Origin of the sequence: Paenibacillus sp. BT-177, from assembly GCF_025846815.2 — a bacterium.
In the GTDB taxonomy this organism is placed as follows: domain Bacteria; phylum Bacillota; class Bacilli; order Paenibacillales; family Paenibacillaceae; genus Paenibacillus; species Paenibacillus polymyxa_C.
The window spans coordinates 53,315-68,706 of record NZ_JAOYTP010000011.1 but is presented as its reverse complement, the minus strand read 5'-3'; the positions used below and the strand labels follow the sequence as shown (position 1 = coordinate 68,706).

Sequence of the window (15,392 nt, the reverse complement as noted above, 5' to 3'; positions counted from 1 at the left end):
CAGGGGTGAAATAACCTCTGCAACTCGCGTTTTTTTACATTAATGGTGATATAAGCACTGTCCAATAGAATTGGAATTTGCTTATGCCACATTCTTATTTAAGCTCAAATTTTCATAAAATACGTCTTCTTTAATTTGTTCCTGACTATATTACGCTACTAAGTATAAAATTGGAGGGCGGCGTAGGCTCCGGCTTACCAAACAAATAACCCTGGGTCAGTGACACACCTGCATCACGACAAAATTCAAAATCCTCCATTTGCTCTACACCCTCAGCTAACACTTGACCACCAAAACGAAAAGCGGATTCCACTATCCCTGTAATTTGCCGTTTCTGATCACTGTTATGATGACAGCCATCAATTATACTGCGGTCAATTTTAACATAATCGGGCTGGAGGCAATTCATAAGCTCTGTCGTAGAATAGCCTGCTCCTACATCGTCCAGCGCCACTGAAACTCCCCGTGTACGATACTGTTCAAAGATTTGATGCAAAAAATTCAGGTCGTCTATTTCTTCCGTCTCTACGACCTCAAACACAAAATCCTCCGTATTCATAGATAACCGTTCAATCGTCTCAAAGGTATGATTCAAGCAATAAGCCGGATTATAAATGGTTGAAGGGAGAAAGTTAATAAATCGTTTAATCCCCGCCGGAAGGCAGGTCGCACTTTTTTCAATAGCGGAAATACGAGCCGAGCGATCCAAATGAGCATGCAATCCAGCTTCACGGGCGACTTCAAACAGTCGGAAAGGCTGAAAAGACTTATCTGGCTGTGATGGACGCAGCAAAAACTCAAAGCCGATGATATTCAGCTTGTAGTCAACAATAGGCTGCATATGGCTGGTAAAGTTTTGATTATTAATAATACTCACCAGATCCGGATGTTGCAGTCGAGCTTGCAATTGACCAAATAAAAGCCATTCCTCAAATCCCTCAACATGTTGCAAGCCAGTCACCACAACTTGCATTCGGCTCAAGCACTCCTGCGGCAGACGAGCCAGTCCGTTAACCAGCTGTTCCAACTGTGAACGGCTGTCATAGCGAAACACGATGTTACCCTCACACCAATGTTCTTGTTTCATTTGTTCCGATAGCATGCCCAAGCCCTCTAATGCTGGAGTAAGCGACACCCTAGAATGCCTAATTTTCAGCAATCCTTGATCCTTAATAGGTAATATGATGCTGCAATTGCTGCAAGTCATAATGGTCCTCCTCGGAACAATTTCCCGGTTTTTTCACCATTATATCACAAATAATTAGAACAAAAGTACTATATAATTACGTGTTTTTACAAAAAATTAGCTTATTCTCAACAACAACTTAGGACTTAAGTACATATTCGACAAAAACAAAACCTTTTTTGCACTCATGATAAACGCAGGTACTGTTGTATTTGATATCAAAAAAAGCAGCAAGTCTCTTGTTTAAAGAGACTTACTGCTTCATTCTGATATGGAGTGGAAACTAAAACTCCAAGTTACTTGGACGCCTTTGGTTTCGTTGTTTTAGCTGGTTTTGCAGCTGCAGGTTTAGTCGTTTTAACAGCTGGCTTCGCGGTTGCTTTCGCAGGTGCCGCAGCTTCCTTCACAGACGTCGTTGCTGCACTAGGCTTAGCGCCAGCTTTCAAGCTGTATTTGGCAAACCCGTCTGCCGCGCTGCTCAAGTATGAAATTTGTTGATTTCCGGCCAGCACATCTTTGGCATCAGGAGAGGACTCAAAGGTAACCTTGGCCTGACCAAAAGGAGCAATAGACCAGTTGCCGTCCGCTGACGGGTTAATCGTTCCGTTCGTACGGATATAATCAACAACGACTTGGCGACTTTCATCTGGTGCTGCCATCACAATACGTTTGCCATCTGGGTTGGCCAGTTTGGAGGAGGAAGCACGATAGTTATTGGTCGCAACGATAAATTTCTGTGCAGGATCAATAGCCTTCCCATTGTATTGCAGATCCTTAATACGATGGGCTGAAGAATCAATAATAGTTCCCTTGGCATCATATCGTGCAGGCTGAGTTACATCAATCTGGTAATTCACACCGTCAATCACATCAAAATTGTAGGTTGGGAAATCTTTGTTGATCAGCGATTGTTCCTCTGTTTTGCTAGGATCAATGCGGTTGAACTGACCCGCAGACCATTCCAGCCACTCCTGAATTTCAGCACCAGTAACTTCTACGGCATGAACCGTGTTCGGGTACACGTACAGATCGGACACGTTTTTAATCGCTATTGTACCTTCAGGAATGTTGGTATAATACTCGGCACCGTTACGACCACCGGCTTTGAACGGAGCGCCTGCCGACAACACGGGAAGCTTTTCGTATTCTGTTCCTTTGAGATGGTTTTGAACATACCATTTCTGTGCATTTGTCACAATTTGAATGGATGGATCATCCTGCACTAATGCAAAATAGCTGGTAATCGGTGCAGTCGTTGTTCCGACAGGTTGACGAATATAATCTAACGTTCCTTGATGCTCTTCTTTAATCGCATCAACTAGTTTAAATTCAGGAATAAACTGCGCAGCCTGATTGGTGGTACTTACAACCGGACGCACTTGAGACTGAGAGTCGATGACGTTCCACTCACGGTTTTTCTTTTCCAGGCTCAGATCAATAATGCCTAGATCCTTGCCCCAAGAAGAAGCTTCTACAGCCGGTACACCATTAATAGTTCCTTTGTCCAAATCTAATCCGCTCATATCTTTAAAATCTGAGCTTGGGAAAGATTTGTGAGCATGCCCAAACAGAATCGCGTTAATTCCGTCTACCTTGCTCAAATATTTAACGGCATTTTCCATCATTGGCGTTTGCGGCACATCTTCATAGCCTGTATGTGCAAGTACGACAATAATGTCAGCCCCTTCTGTTTTCATTTGTGGAATAAACTTTTTGGCTGTTTCCACAATATCCTTTGTAACGACCTTATCCTTCAAATTGGCTTCATCCCACTGCATAATTTGAGGTGTTACCAGACCGATGACACCCACTCTGAGTGTATGCTCTTCGCCCTTCTCATCCATTACTGTTTTATCAAGAATCTGATAAGGGGTGAAATAATTTTTAGTAGCTTGCCCCCCTTTATCAACATAAACGTTCGCATTTACATAAGGAAAATCAGCTCCCTTGAGCGATTTGTCCAGAAAGTCGAGACCGTAGTTGAATTCATGGTTGCCCACTGTAGCTGCATCATAGCCCATTAAATTCATCATCTTGTAGACCGGATGAACACCGCCTTCTTTCTCAAAGGTTTTATTGCGAGCCATATAATCGCCTAATGGATTGCCTTGCAGCAAATCACCATTATCGAACAACATACTGTTTCTTGTTTCACTACGTGCCTTCTGGATCAAACTAGCTGTACTAACCAAGCCATATTCGTTGGTTTCTTTGTCCGAATAGTAGTCATAATTCATCAGTGCCCCATGAATATCCGTTGTCTCCATGATCCGCAAATTCACCGTAGCGCTATCGCGAGAGTCGCTAGCTGCCCAAGATGGAGCGGCTGAAAACACCAGTAGGCTACAAGCTACAACTGCTGCTGTAAACCCTTTAAACCAATTTTTACGAAATAACAAAATATACCCCTCCTTATTAAGGTGTATGCCTCATATACATACTTTTGCACATATATGTAAGCTTTGAACCCACCATTCCTATTTTAATCCAACGCCAGACAAAAGAGTAGTCATTTGCTTAAAATATTTATGAAAAAATAATTATTTTTCGCATAAAAAAGCCAGTAAATCTCCTGAAAAGGTTGGAAATTTACTGGCTTGTCCGTTTATATTGTTTCTATTTCGTCCACACCTGGCGCTCTGTTTGTTGACCGACGTACTCAATACGAGTCGGATTGACGTCTAAAATGACATAATCGGGATCATCAGGTCCGGAAAACCACTTTTTCAGAGAATCATTCCACACTTGCTTGCGCAACCCCTCATCAGCTGTAACCTGGACGGTAGCCTCCACTTCCAAGACTTCCTTCGTGCCACCCACTTCATAACCCAGCAGCAGATAAGCATTCGGATTCTCCTTTAGCTCTTCCACTTTATGTGTTTTGCGATCCGTCGCCAGATGAATGTTCATTCCAACGTTAAAAAGGGCCATATAGCGTACTTTCGGTTTTCCGCCCTCTACCGTACCTAACGAGCAAAATTTGTTGTTATCCAAAGCCTTCACAATAGCTTGTTCCAGCTGACTGCGATCCAATGTCTCCGTTTTACCCACAGTACAACAACTCCTTTTTACGAATTAGAATTCTATAGAGTCTATGCCACTTGGCACCAGCTCTCCTAAACATACAGTGTAGCTGTTCTGAAAATAACATGACCAGAACAGATCTGAATGATTCATGTTCATTTTCAGATCAAAGCTCACAGTAAAAGTGTACCCTGTCGTTCGGCAAATGAACCGTGAGCGCTTCCTTAAGGCTGGACAGACCCGCCTTCAAGGCATATAATCGTCGTAGTAAACCCGAATAAACGAACCCATTAAACCATACAATGCCAGGGGTGCTGGAATCGGCCGGCTGAGAGTGTGTCCCAAGACACTGACCCTTACAACCTGATCTGGGTAATGCCAGCGTAGGAATGCTTAAGCAAGATGTGCCTTTTATTAAAACAGGACATCCCTTACTTTGGTATATACAAGCGCAAGCGTCCCGGAATCCCGGGACGCTTTTTTTGTTGAAGATGAAGTTGTTGGAAAGATTGCATTCCGGCAGATGTTATTTTTGTGAAAATGGGGAACATAAGCTGTCTGATTGGACGGACAACGGGTAATTAAAAAGGAGAGAACACAACGATGAAGCGCATGAAAATGTTAAGCCTGGGTCTAATCAGTCTGTGGCTCATGGCTCTGACTCTGACCGCTTGCGGCGGCAATCCCCCTACATCTCAAAAGGAGGCTCCTGCTGCCGACACTTCAACGTCTACCTCGGCAAAGGGGCTCAAAGATGTTAAAGTCGTGCTCGACTGGACACCCAATACGAATCACACAGGACTCTATGTCGCCAAGGACAAAGGATTTTACGAAAAAGCAGGCTTGAATGTTCAAATTGTTCAACCAGGCTCAGGCGGGACCGACCAAATGGTTGCTTCGAATGCTGCACCTTTTGGTATCAGCTATCAAGAAGGCGTCACTCAGGCTCGCATCCAAGGCGTGCCGCTCGTATCCATCGCTGCGGTGATTCAGCATAACACCTCTGGCTTCGCAGCCCCGGTAGACCGCGGAATTAAAAGCCCGAAAGACTTCGAGGGTAAAAGCTACGGCGGCTGGGGTTCACCTGTAGAAGAAGCGGTCATGAAATCCATCATGGATTCAGACCAAGGTGATGTGAGCAAAGTGAAGATCGTCAATATGGGCAATGCAGACTATTTTACAGCTGTGAAGCGGGATATTGACTTTGCCTGGATTTTCTACGCATGGACCGGGATTGAGGCCAAGCTTCGAGGTGAGCCATTGGATATGCTATATGTAAAAGATTATTCCAAAAACCTCGATTACTATACACCTGTAATTGTGAGCAATGAACAGACGATAAAAAATGATCCTGAGCTGGTTAAGGCGTTCATGGACGCTACCGCGCAAGGCTATGAATACACTATCGCCCATCCAGAAGAAGCGGCAGATATCTTAAGTAAAGCTGTGCCAGAGCTGGACAAAAAACTGGTACTCGCTAGTCAAAAATGGCTAAGCCCGCGTTATCAGGACGATGCCGCGCAATGGGGCGTACAAAAAGCGGAGGTATGGAAAAACTACTCGGACTGGATGTATGAACGCAAGCTGCTCAGCAAACCTTTGGAAGTCGATAAGGCCTTCACAAACGACTTCTTGCCCAAGCGTTGATCTTGTAAATAGAGCTTGAAGTAGCCTTTGTGCCACTACGCGGACGGATGATGCTTTCCATCGCCACCGCCCCCGGATTTCCGGATTAAAGCATCAGCAGGGTAGAAATCCGGGGACAAAAGCGACCGCTTCGCTTGTACAGCACCATTCCGTCCGCTTCGTTCTCGCTCCACTTGGTTTATTCTTTAGTCTCATAGTATCTAAGCGTAAAAGCAGGTGTGCATGTGTGTAAAAATGCCACACAACCCTGCTTTAAAAATAAGGTGCTTATAAGGCGGTTGGCAGCGTAGCGATTCATTTGAATCTTGAGAAGCGAAGCGTTCGCCTGAAAGCTTTCTTTAGGAAAGCTAGCTTCGGAAGCATATGCTCAGGGGGATTCTTACCTTTAAAATTTAATTCAAAGAATCCCGCGGCAACAGCGATCGTAAGATCAAATGAACCGTGAAGCGGTCTCCCCGCCTTAAACCAATTTATTTTCCTAATAACTTAAACAAAAAAGGACAGGTGAAATTCGCATGGCTAACACATTGCTCAGTATTCAAGTCATCCCTAAAACTCCTAATAACGAAGACTCTTATCCATATGTAGACAAGGCGATTGAGGTCATCCAGCGTTCCGGCGTCAAGCATCAGGTGAATCCATTGGATACCACAATGGAGGGCGAATTGGACGAATTGCTGAAAGTCGTCAAAGACATGCATGAGGCTTTGACGGAAGCTGGAAGTCCCAGCGTCATTTCACAGATCAAAATCGCACATAACCCACAGGGCATCAGCATGAACAAGCTGACCGAGAAGTATCGCCCATGAATGTGAAAGGCAAGAACGCATCCTGGTGGAAAAGCGTATGGCCGCCCCTTGTGGCGGTCCTCTTCTTTTTAGCGGCATGGCAGGGAGCGGTTTACTATTTACATATTGAATCCTGGCTCCTGCCAGCTCCATCCCTAATCGTACAAGAGGGCATGGCGCAATCGGCGTTGCTTGGCACCCATACATGGGCTACGGTTCGCCTGACGCTTGCGGGATTTGCTATAGGGACAGCAACGGGACTGCTGATCGCCATCGTTCTTCATACGATTCCTTTTCTCAAATCTGCTCTATACCCGCTCTTGATCCTTAGCCAAAACATTCCGATTATCGCCCTCGGTCCGTTGCTCATGGTATGGTTCGGTTTTGGCGTGCTGCCCAAGCTTATGGTCATTACATTAGTATGCTTTTTTCCCGTGGCTGTAGCGGCCATGGACGGGCTGACACGGACAGACCGTATGATGATGAATTACATGCGAATGTCAGGTGCAAGCCGCAGGACTATTTTTCTAAAGCTAGAGCTACCACACTCCCTGCCACAAGTCTTCTCTGGCGTTAAAATCGCTGCTACCTATAGTGTGATGGGCGCGATCATTGCCGAATGGATTGGGGCCAGTGAAGGAATTGGATATTATATGTTGCTGCAAAAGTCTGCCTATCGTACGGATCTCATTTTTGCCGCTATCGGTATTATTGTTGCACTCAGCTTGCTGATGTTTGTCGTTATTTTACTACTGGAGAAATGGTTGGTTCGCTGGAAACCTGATCAAGAATAACATCCACATATTGCATTAAAGCATCAATGAAAGGACGTGGCACATATGAGTCTGCATCCGACTGACTTGACATCACCACCCGTCGCTGATGAACAGCGACAAGCCGGAGAACTGCAGGTAATGACGCCTTCCCCTCCTGCTTTGGAATTGGACGGGATCAGCCTCGCCTTCCGGGAAAAGCGAAGCTCACTGCCTGTACTGCAGGATGTATCCCTTACCGTTAAACCGGGCGAATTTGTTTCTCTCATCGGTCCGTCAGGCAGTGGCAAAAGCACGCTATTTCACATTATCGGAGGGCTGCTCAAGCCGCAGCAGGGACGTATCCGTATGCATGGACGGGACATGACTGGTGAACGCGGGCATATCAGCTATATGCCGCAGCAGCCCGCCCTTTTCCCGTGGCGCACCACGCTGGACAACATACTGCTCGGGCAGGAAAATGCACCACGAAAGGATGCAGCAGCGGGCTCCCGATACGGCAGCGAACGTGAACGTCGAAAAGAAGCCTTGCAATGGCTCGAACAGGTTGGACTGGGCAAGTTCGCGAAGGCGTATCCGCATACGCTATCTGGTGGCATGCAGCAGCGCGCGGCCTTTCTTCGCGCCCTGCTCAGCCCACAGGAATTAATGTTGCTGGATGAGCCGTTCAGCGCACTCGATGCGCTGACACGTGCAGATATGCAGCAATGGTTATTGCGGATGTGGGAGAAGAACCGCCGCTCTGTATTGTTCATTACCCACAGCATTGAAGAAGCGCTGCTGCTCTCCGACCGCATTTATGTGCTGTCGGCGCGACCTGCTTCAGTGATGCATGTCGTAGATGTTCCTTTTCCCCGCCCGCGTAGGGAAGAAATCACCCTGGATCCACGCTTTATGGAATGGAAACGGACCATGACTGGCTGGATGCGCGAGGAAAAGCACAAACTGGACGGCGACATGGACGCCGCTGAAAGCATCCGCAAAAACACCTCTGACGACAGGGTAAACCATTATGAATGATTGGAACATGCACTCTGCATTGAGATTGAACGCGGCAGCAATTGTTCCCTTAATCGACGCGCACATTCATGTAGACAGCTACCCGCCTGAACAACAGGAGCTATTGCTCGCTTCGCTTGCCGACAACCATGTAGAAGCCATCATAGCTGTGTCCATGCATCTCGCCTCCAATCAAGCCAACCTGCGCCTAGCTGAGCGTTGGCCCGGGCTAGTACGTCCAGCCTTCGGCTTTCATCCCGAACAGGCTCTGCCATCACAAGCCGAGCTTGACCTGTTGTTCCACTGGATGGACGAACATGTACAGCAGATGGTCGCGGTGGGTGAAGTCGGCTTACCCTATTACAATCGGCTGGAAGCCTCAAGCAGCGGAGATGCTTTTGACCTCGCTCCCTACATAGAGCTACTGGAGCGTTTTATCCAGTTTGCAAGCAAGCATAGCAAACCCATCGTGCTGCACGCCGTTTATGAAGATGCAGACATTGCCTGCGACCTGTTGGAACGTCATGACGTTACGCAGGCGCATTTTCACTGGTTCAAGGGCTCTGCCGCCACGACTGAACGTATGGCCCGTAATGGCTATTATGTGTCCTTCACACCGGATCTCCTGTACGAAGAAGAAATCCGCAGTTTGGCTAGACAGTATCCGTCTGATCAGGTCATGGCAGAGACAGACGGCCCATGGCCGTTCGAGGGCCCTTTTACCGGACAGCAGACACATCCACGGATGACTGCTGAGGTCATTCGCGCCTATAGCAAGCTGACCCGTCAAGATGAAGCTGCTGTTCGTCAATTATTTTATGATAATACGAGTCGCTTCTACTCCCTGTCTAATTCATAAAGACATATCTGCTACATACTAAAAGGCTCACAACCATAACTTGTAGTCAAAGCAAAGAACCTCCTTATATACGCGAAACTTTATCATGCGTAATTAAGGAGGTTCTTGTAATTTTACATACACGTGTTGCTCAAATTCGGCTCATCCATTGCAACGCCTTTTGACGTTGCTCCACTTTATTGCTTCAAGAAACCCTTCTGTTCCAAAAATGGCTTCAACTGCAAACGCGCTGGCTCGGTCAATCTCGTGGCCATTTGCTCAGACCAAGGTGTAGAGCGTTGACCGCCCGTACGTTCCTTCAGATATTCAGCTGATGTATGGTCGTATACCTCTACAGCTTTCATCGTCTGATTTTTATCGTAACCGTTCATATGCAAAACACCGGACAATGGAAGACGTGGACGCAAGCCTGTTTCCTGATCCGGTACACCAATGCACATACCGAACACTGGATATACCAGCTCTGGTAACCCTAACAACTCGGATACCTCTGCTATTTTAGTACGAATGCCCCCGATGTAAACGATGCCCAAGCCGAGTGATTCAGCGGCCACCGCTGCATTTTGTGCAGCTAACGCGGCATCAATGGTTGCAACCGTATAATTTTCGACGGACCCTTCATAGGAAGGCTGGCCTGGCTGATGATGAATCGTCACCTGCTTCAAACGATACAGGTCTGCGCACCATACCAGAAATGTCGGGCACTGCTCGACGTAAGCCTGCCCTCCTGCCAACTCGGCCAGTTTTGTTTTTAATGATGGCTCGGTAACGGCAATAACGGTATATGCCTGCACATTGCTGGACGAGGATGCCATTTGGCCAGCTGCCACAATAGCTGCGAGCTGCTCGTCGGTAATGGGGTCTGACTTAAATTTTCGCACAGACCGATGGTTCATCAACAAGGAAATCGTATCATTCATGACTGCTTCACTCCTAATCCATAATATAAACTCTTTATCTGCTTCAAGCTGTGAGTACACGAAAAGGTTCTTGCATGCTTGCATGGCACTCTTACAAATATTATGAAACTTTCGCGAATGATAAGCAACCTGACGCGATGAAGAATGACTGCATGAATTAAATAAATAAAAAAACACAACAAAAAAGCAAGTACGCACAAAGCCAAAATTGTGCGTACTTGCTCTAATTACAAAAATGATATCGCTGCAAATATCCAACAGCATGCATCTGCCTAATACATCAATACGTTTACAGCTTCACCCGCTGGAGACGCAGCGCATTCAGTACAACCGAAACAGAGCTGAATGCCATGGCCGCTCCGGCCAACCATGGAGCCAGAAAGCCCAAAGCAGCAATCGGAATGCCGATCACGTTATAACCGAGCGCCCAAAACAGATTTTGCCGTATGTTTGTCATGGTCCGGCGGCTCATTTCGATCGCATCCGGAATGCTATTCAGGTTACCACGCATGAGAGTAATATCGGCAGCCTCCATGGCCACATCTGTACCTGTGCCCATTGCCATCCCTATATGGGCTGTAGCCAGCGCTGGCGCATCGTTAATACCGTCCCCGACCATGGCTACGATCTTGCCCTGGTCCTGAAGTCGCTTCACTTCCTCGGCCTTTCCTTCAGGCAGCACTTCCGCCAGCACCCGTTCAATTCCCGCCTCGGCGGCAACGGCCTTTGCCGTCCTTTCATTGTCACCTGTAATCATAATGACTTCAATGTTCATCGCCCGCAGACGGGCAATAGCTTCCCGCGATGTTTCTTTAATTGTATCCGCCACGGCCACTAATCCGGCATAGGAACCATCCACAGCGACAAGCATTGCCGTTTTCCCTGCGCCTTCCAGTTCATTCATTTGCTGCTCGGTTGAGTCATCCATCGTGATGCCTTCCCTGCTCATTAATCGGCGTGTGCCCACCAATACCTGCTTGCCCTCCACAGAGGCCTTCACACCATAGCCTGGAATATTTTCAAAATCCGTCGGGCCCACTAGCTCAATACCTCGATCAGCAATCCCTTTTACAATGGCTTCCGCCAGCGGATGCTCCGAGCTTTTTTCTGCCGCACCGAGCAAACGCAGCAAATCCGTTTCAGCCAGGCTGCTCGCTCCAACTATAACATCTGTCAGCTCTGGCTTGCCGTTCGTAACCGTACCTGTCTTATCCAAAATCACTGCGTTGACGGAACGGGTCATTTCCAAATGCTCGCCGCCCTTGAACAAAATACCGTATTCAGCAGCACGTCCCGATCCTGCCATAATGGACGTTGGGGTGGCCAATCCAAGCGCACAAGGACAAGCAATGACGAGAACTGCAATCATTTTCTCCAGTGATCCTGCAAAATCAGACGGTGTCACAAGGAAAAACCAGACGAGAAACGTCATCACGGCAACAGCAACTACGATGGGGACAAAGATACCCGAGATTTGATCCGCAATCCGCTGAATCGGGGCCTTAGAGTTTTGCGCATCTTCCACGACCTTAATAATACGGGCCAACGCCGTATCACCACCCACACGCTCAGCCTGAATACGAAGTACTCCGTTTTTATTGAGCGTGGCTCCTGTGACTGGGGAACCCTCTCCTTTTTCAACCGGAAGACTCTCTCCACTTAACATGGATTCATCCACTGCCGAACGTCCATCCACGACCACACCATCGACGGGAATTTTCTCCCCTGGGCGCACAATAAAGATGTCCTTCACACGCACTTGTTCAATCGGCAAATCTAGCTCTTGTCCATCACGTACCACACGTGCCGTTGTCGCCTGTAGGTTCATCAGGCTCTTGATCGCCTCAGACGAGCGCCCTTTGGCTACCGCCTCGAACCATTTACCGACTAGTATAAGCGTAATGAGTACCGCACTTGTCTCGTAATACAGCTCTGGCATGGTCATGACAGGCATTCCCGCCATTCCCTCCATGGCGTCAGACGGACGCAGAGTAAGGTACAAGCTGTAAAAATAAGCCGCAGACGTACCTAGCGCAACTAATACATCCATATTCGAACTTCCATTACGAAGCGCTTTATATGCTCCCACATAAAACTGCCATCCTATGATGAACTGAATTGGTGTCGTTAGTACAAGTTGAAACCATGGATTCAAGAACAGTTCCGGCACATAAATCCATGAGGTAAAGGAAAAATGAGCCACCATCGCCCACAATAACGGTAGCGACAGCACTGCCGATATCATCCACTTCCATTTTTTACGTTGGATATCCTTACTGCGGACATCCGCAATATTGTCCTCAGCGCTCTGCGGGATCGCTCCATAGCCCAGCTGTTCAATCTTGCTTACCAAATCACTAACCGTAGTACTCCCAGCAGCATATTCCACATGGGCTGTTTCCATCGCCAAATTTACCGTGGCACCTGTTACGCCTGGTATTCGATTTAATCCTTTTTCAATTCGAGCTGCACAAGCCGCGCAAGTCATGCCCGTCACATTCAAATTGGCTTCTTCACTCACAGTTCCAAAACCAAGAGAAGCAATTTTATCGCGGAATTCTGGGATTTCCACCTGCTTGGGATCATAGGATATGGACGCCTGCTCCAAAGCCAAATTCACATTAGCCTGTGCCACGCCGTCTATTCGATTTAAACCTTTTTCAATACGGCTTGCGCAGGCTGCGCAGGACATCCCCGTAATATGAAGCGTTGTATGCTTATCACCGTCGGTCGCACGGTTTTCCATGGTAGTCCTCCTTCTGCATACCCCAGCGGGGTATATTATGTTCAAAAAGAAAAAGCTCCTAATATGGAAGCTTCTCCTTCGAACAAATCTGTTCACGCATCATATAGCATCTTAATCTTAAACAACATCATAGCCTTGGTCTTCAATGGCTGTTTTCAGAGCTTCAACGCTCAGCTTGGATTCATCATATTCTACATTTACTTGTTTCGTCTCGAGGCTGACCTTGCCGGTAGCGCCTACTTTCTCCAAAGCTCCTTCTACTGCTTTCACGCAATGATTGCAGCTCATGCCTTCTACGTTCAATGTAACTTGTGCCATTTTCGTTTCCTCCTCAAGGGTACATCCATACCCATAATGTGTATACCTGCTACTTTTAACGGATTAGCTTCTTAACCGTCACCAGCAGCTCATCAATCACTTCTTGCTCTCCTGCCTGCATGCGCTCAATGACACAGCTTTTCATATGCCCTTCCAGCAGCAGCTTGCCGACACCATTAAGGGCCGACTGAACAGCCGCAATCTGATTCAGCACATCGTCACAGTAGGTGTCCTTCTCAATCAATCCCTTAATCCCGCGAACCTGACCTTCAATACGGTTTAACCGGGATACAAGGCTGTTCTTGAATTCTGCCGAATGATGACTTTTTCTAACTGTCTTCTCTCCATCTGTTCCACAATGAGCCCCGTGGACTTCAGTGTGGGAAACAGGTTGCTCCTCAGCCATACATCAGCCTCCTGTGTGGTGTATATGCACTCATGCATTTAATATATCCCCATCATAATATACCCCCATGGGGTATGTCAACCTTCCAGAAAAGTGTCACCTTTTCGCCTTAATTTTCGTCACCGTTTCTTCTCAAGCGAATTAAACTGATCGAAATAAGGCTGAAGCAACCTCAAATGCTCCTCGTAATCTTCTCTTTCTCTTTCAGGCAAACGATCTGGATACAATACCCCATTTTCGCCCGTTATACGGGGAACATACTTGTAAAACTCCGTGAACAGAACACGGAACTTAACAAATTCATCCTTACTTAAAGCTTTTTTCGCATAGTCTAACTCGTCCTGTAAATCTATTCTCTTATGGGTTTGGAATTCCTCCTGATTCAATTTATCAAAGTACGGTTCCAACTCGGCGGTTATTCGATTATACTCACGCTGTTCATCGACGCTTAAACGCTCCTTATGGAGCATCCCGTTTTTGTCCGTTATTTTAAGATTATAGGCTCCTAGTTCCTTTAGTAATTCCATAAAAACACTAAACTCTTCCTTCGACAAACGTCCCTGTGCTTGTTGGAGCTTCGATTCTACTCTTGTATATTCCTCTGCCGTCCCTCCCATTTCAATTAGCTTTTCCTGCGAGCCATACAGCGTATCAGTCAAGTAAGAGTATGCAGCAAAGGCACCTGTCGGGATCAATAATGCCGCTACAAGAATCGTTGTCACGATATACTTTTTCATAGGTTTAGATCCTTTCCCTTTAATTCGCTCAATTTGTATCATGATATTTTCCTTTAACTCAATGGGAGGAGATAAGTGGTTATCCTCATGCTGCATCGCCTTACGTAGTTCTTGCTCAAGCTTCATGGATTTTCTCCACCTTTCCGATCAGAAAATGTCCCTGCCGCTCTTTCGAACGGAGCTTTTGCAAAGCCGCGTGAATTCGTGACTTCACCGTACCTAACGGTATGTCTAAAATGTTTGCGATTTCCTCTTGGGAATACTCATGCAAATAGTGCAATACAATCACCTGTTTTAGCTTGAACGATAGCTGCTGAACTGCTTGGAGCAATACATGATTTGCAACCTTGTCCACTATTTCCTCAGAAAAATCAAACGCTGCATGATGCTCCAGACTCTCAGCCTTACTTGTGATTCGCATCCTCATCCATCTTTTTCTCCGATACGCCCGAATTTGACGCATAACAATCCCCATCAGCCAAGGTTGAAAAGATCTATTTGCATCAAATGTCTCCAGTGATTTATACACCTGTATATAAATTTCCTGAACCACATCATCAACGTCTGCCTTTTCCTCCAACAGAAAATGCACTGATTTATAGACCGTATGAATCGTGTAATCATAGAGCTCCTTATAAGCTTCGCGGCTGCCAGCCAGTGTCTCTGCAATAAGCATTGTCATCTGATCATCCTGTGCCAATCTGACCACCTCCTTGCACTGTTCGATCCTAATCTCCTCCTCTCTTTCGGCTCATACTCTATATTGGAAGGAACGGGGAATATCGTTCGATTTTTTTGTCTCAATAACAGGGAGACAGGGTATGGTCGGTTTTGTATTAGGTAAATTATTCTTTTGTTTAATTCCGACCATACTGATCCTGCTGTTTATTTGATTTGCATTCTAATTCACAAACCTTCTCGTATGTACTTAAAACAGACACCCCTCCCCGCGAGGGAAGCCGAAGATATCTCGATTGTAAAACGATAAA

General features: G+C 46.6%; 15 protein-coding genes and 1 riboswitch. Of the genes, 5 read left to right on the top strand and 10 right to left on the bottom strand.

All coding sequences use genetic code 11. From position 1 onward, the window contains the following. Positions 1 to 145: 145 nt before the first annotated feature. The 3 genes from OIU26_RS22845 to OIU26_RS22835 form a co-directional block, all read right to left on the bottom strand. On the bottom strand, positions 146 to 1,207 hold the full coding sequence (locus tag OIU26_RS22845) for an EAL domain-containing protein (protein WP_264218114.1): 1,062 nt from the start codon (positions 1,205 to 1,207) through the stop codon (positions 146 to 148). Positions 1,208 to 1,482: 275 nt separating this feature from the next. After that, entirely contained in the window at positions 1,483 to 3,585 is a 2,103-nt protein-coding gene (locus OIU26_RS22840; RefSeq protein ID WP_137077692.1) for a bifunctional 2',3'-cyclic-nucleotide 2'-phosphodiesterase/3'-nucleotidase, read from the bottom strand. Between the two features lie 217 nt (positions 3,586 to 3,802). Next, positions 3,803 to 4,237, bottom strand: coding sequence for a pyridoxamine 5'-phosphate oxidase family protein (locus OIU26_RS22835; protein WP_165083831.1), 435 nt, complete (start codon positions 4,235 to 4,237; stop codon positions 3,803 to 3,805). Between the two features lie 270 nt (positions 4,238 to 4,507). After that, positions 4,508 to 4,617: riboswitch (TPP riboswitch) on the top strand. 196 nt (positions 4,618 to 4,813) lie between these two features. On the opposite strand from OIU26_RS22835, the gene OIU26_RS22830 reads away from it, so the two are divergent. Beyond that, positions 4,814 to 5,857, top strand: coding sequence for an ABC transporter substrate-binding protein (locus OIU26_RS22830; RefSeq protein WP_264218113.1), 1,044 nt, complete (start codon positions 4,814 to 4,816; stop codon positions 5,855 to 5,857). A gap of 35 nt (positions 5,858 to 5,892) precedes the next feature. Here the strand turns inward: OIU26_RS22830 and OIU26_RS22825 are convergent, their stop codons facing one another. Beyond that, on the bottom strand, positions 5,893 to 6,030 hold the full coding sequence (locus OIU26_RS22825; RefSeq protein ID WP_165083776.1) for a hypothetical protein: 138 nt from the start codon (positions 6,028 to 6,030) through the stop codon (positions 5,893 to 5,895). A 342-nt stretch (positions 6,031 to 6,372) separates the two neighbouring features. On the opposite strand from OIU26_RS22825, the gene OIU26_RS22820 reads away from it, so the two are divergent. The 4 genes from OIU26_RS22820 to OIU26_RS22805 are packed head-to-tail and all read left to right on the top strand — an operon-like array spanning position 6,373 to position 9,276. Beyond that, positions 6,373 to 6,666 (top strand): MTH1187 family thiamine-binding protein, encoded by a 294-nt coding sequence (locus tag OIU26_RS22820; protein ID WP_013369080.1) that lies wholly within the window; start codon positions 6,373 to 6,375, stop codon positions 6,664 to 6,666. Continuing rightward, on the top strand, positions 6,663 to 7,439 hold the full coding sequence (locus OIU26_RS22815) for an ABC transporter permease (protein WP_264218112.1): 777 nt from the start codon (positions 6,663 to 6,665) through the stop codon (positions 7,437 to 7,439). Before OIU26_RS22820 ends, OIU26_RS22815 begins: the two co-directional genes overlap by 4 nt. A gap of 45 nt (positions 7,440 to 7,484) precedes the next feature. Further along, entirely contained in the window at positions 7,485 to 8,438 is a 954-nt protein-coding gene (locus OIU26_RS22810) for an ABC transporter ATP-binding protein (protein WP_264218111.1), read from the top strand. Then, complete coding sequence (locus OIU26_RS22805; protein WP_264218110.1) at positions 8,431 to 9,276, top strand: TatD family hydrolase; 846 nt, start codon at positions 8,431 to 8,433, stop codon at positions 9,274 to 9,276. Before OIU26_RS22810 ends, OIU26_RS22805 begins: the two co-directional genes overlap by 8 nt. A 176-nt stretch (positions 9,277 to 9,452) precedes the next feature. Here the strand turns inward: OIU26_RS22805 and nfsA are convergent, their stop codons facing one another. The 6 genes from nfsA to OIU26_RS22775 form a co-directional block, all read right to left on the bottom strand. Continuing rightward, entirely contained in the window at positions 9,453 to 10,196 is a 744-nt protein-coding gene (gene nfsA, locus OIU26_RS22800; RefSeq protein ID WP_013369076.1) for an oxygen-insensitive NADPH nitroreductase, read from the bottom strand. A gap of 289 nt (positions 10,197 to 10,485) precedes the next feature. Beyond that, positions 10,486 to 12,942, bottom strand: a complete 2,457-nt coding sequence (locus OIU26_RS22795; RefSeq protein ID WP_264218109.1) for a heavy metal translocating P-type ATPase — start codon at positions 12,940 to 12,942, stop codon at positions 10,486 to 10,488. A gap of 117 nt (positions 12,943 to 13,059) precedes the next feature. Then, positions 13,060 to 13,260 (bottom strand): copper ion binding protein, encoded by a 201-nt coding sequence (locus OIU26_RS22790; RefSeq protein WP_013369074.1) that lies wholly within the window; start codon positions 13,258 to 13,260, stop codon positions 13,060 to 13,062. 55 nt (positions 13,261 to 13,315) lie between these two features. Beyond that, positions 13,316 to 13,666 (bottom strand): metal-sensitive transcriptional regulator, encoded by a 351-nt coding sequence (locus tag OIU26_RS22785; protein ID WP_013369073.1) that lies wholly within the window; start codon positions 13,664 to 13,666, stop codon positions 13,316 to 13,318. A 119-nt stretch (positions 13,667 to 13,785) separates the two neighbouring features. Beyond that, entirely contained in the window at positions 13,786 to 14,529 is a 744-nt protein-coding gene (locus tag OIU26_RS22780; RefSeq protein ID WP_264218108.1) for a DUF3600 domain-containing protein, read from the bottom strand. Then, entirely contained in the window at positions 14,519 to 15,103 is a 585-nt protein-coding gene (locus OIU26_RS22775; protein WP_264218107.1) for a sigma-70 family RNA polymerase sigma factor, read from the bottom strand. The genes OIU26_RS22780 and OIU26_RS22775 overlap by 11 nt, the downstream gene beginning before the upstream one ends. Between the last annotated feature and the right edge of the window lie 289 nt (positions 15,104 to 15,392).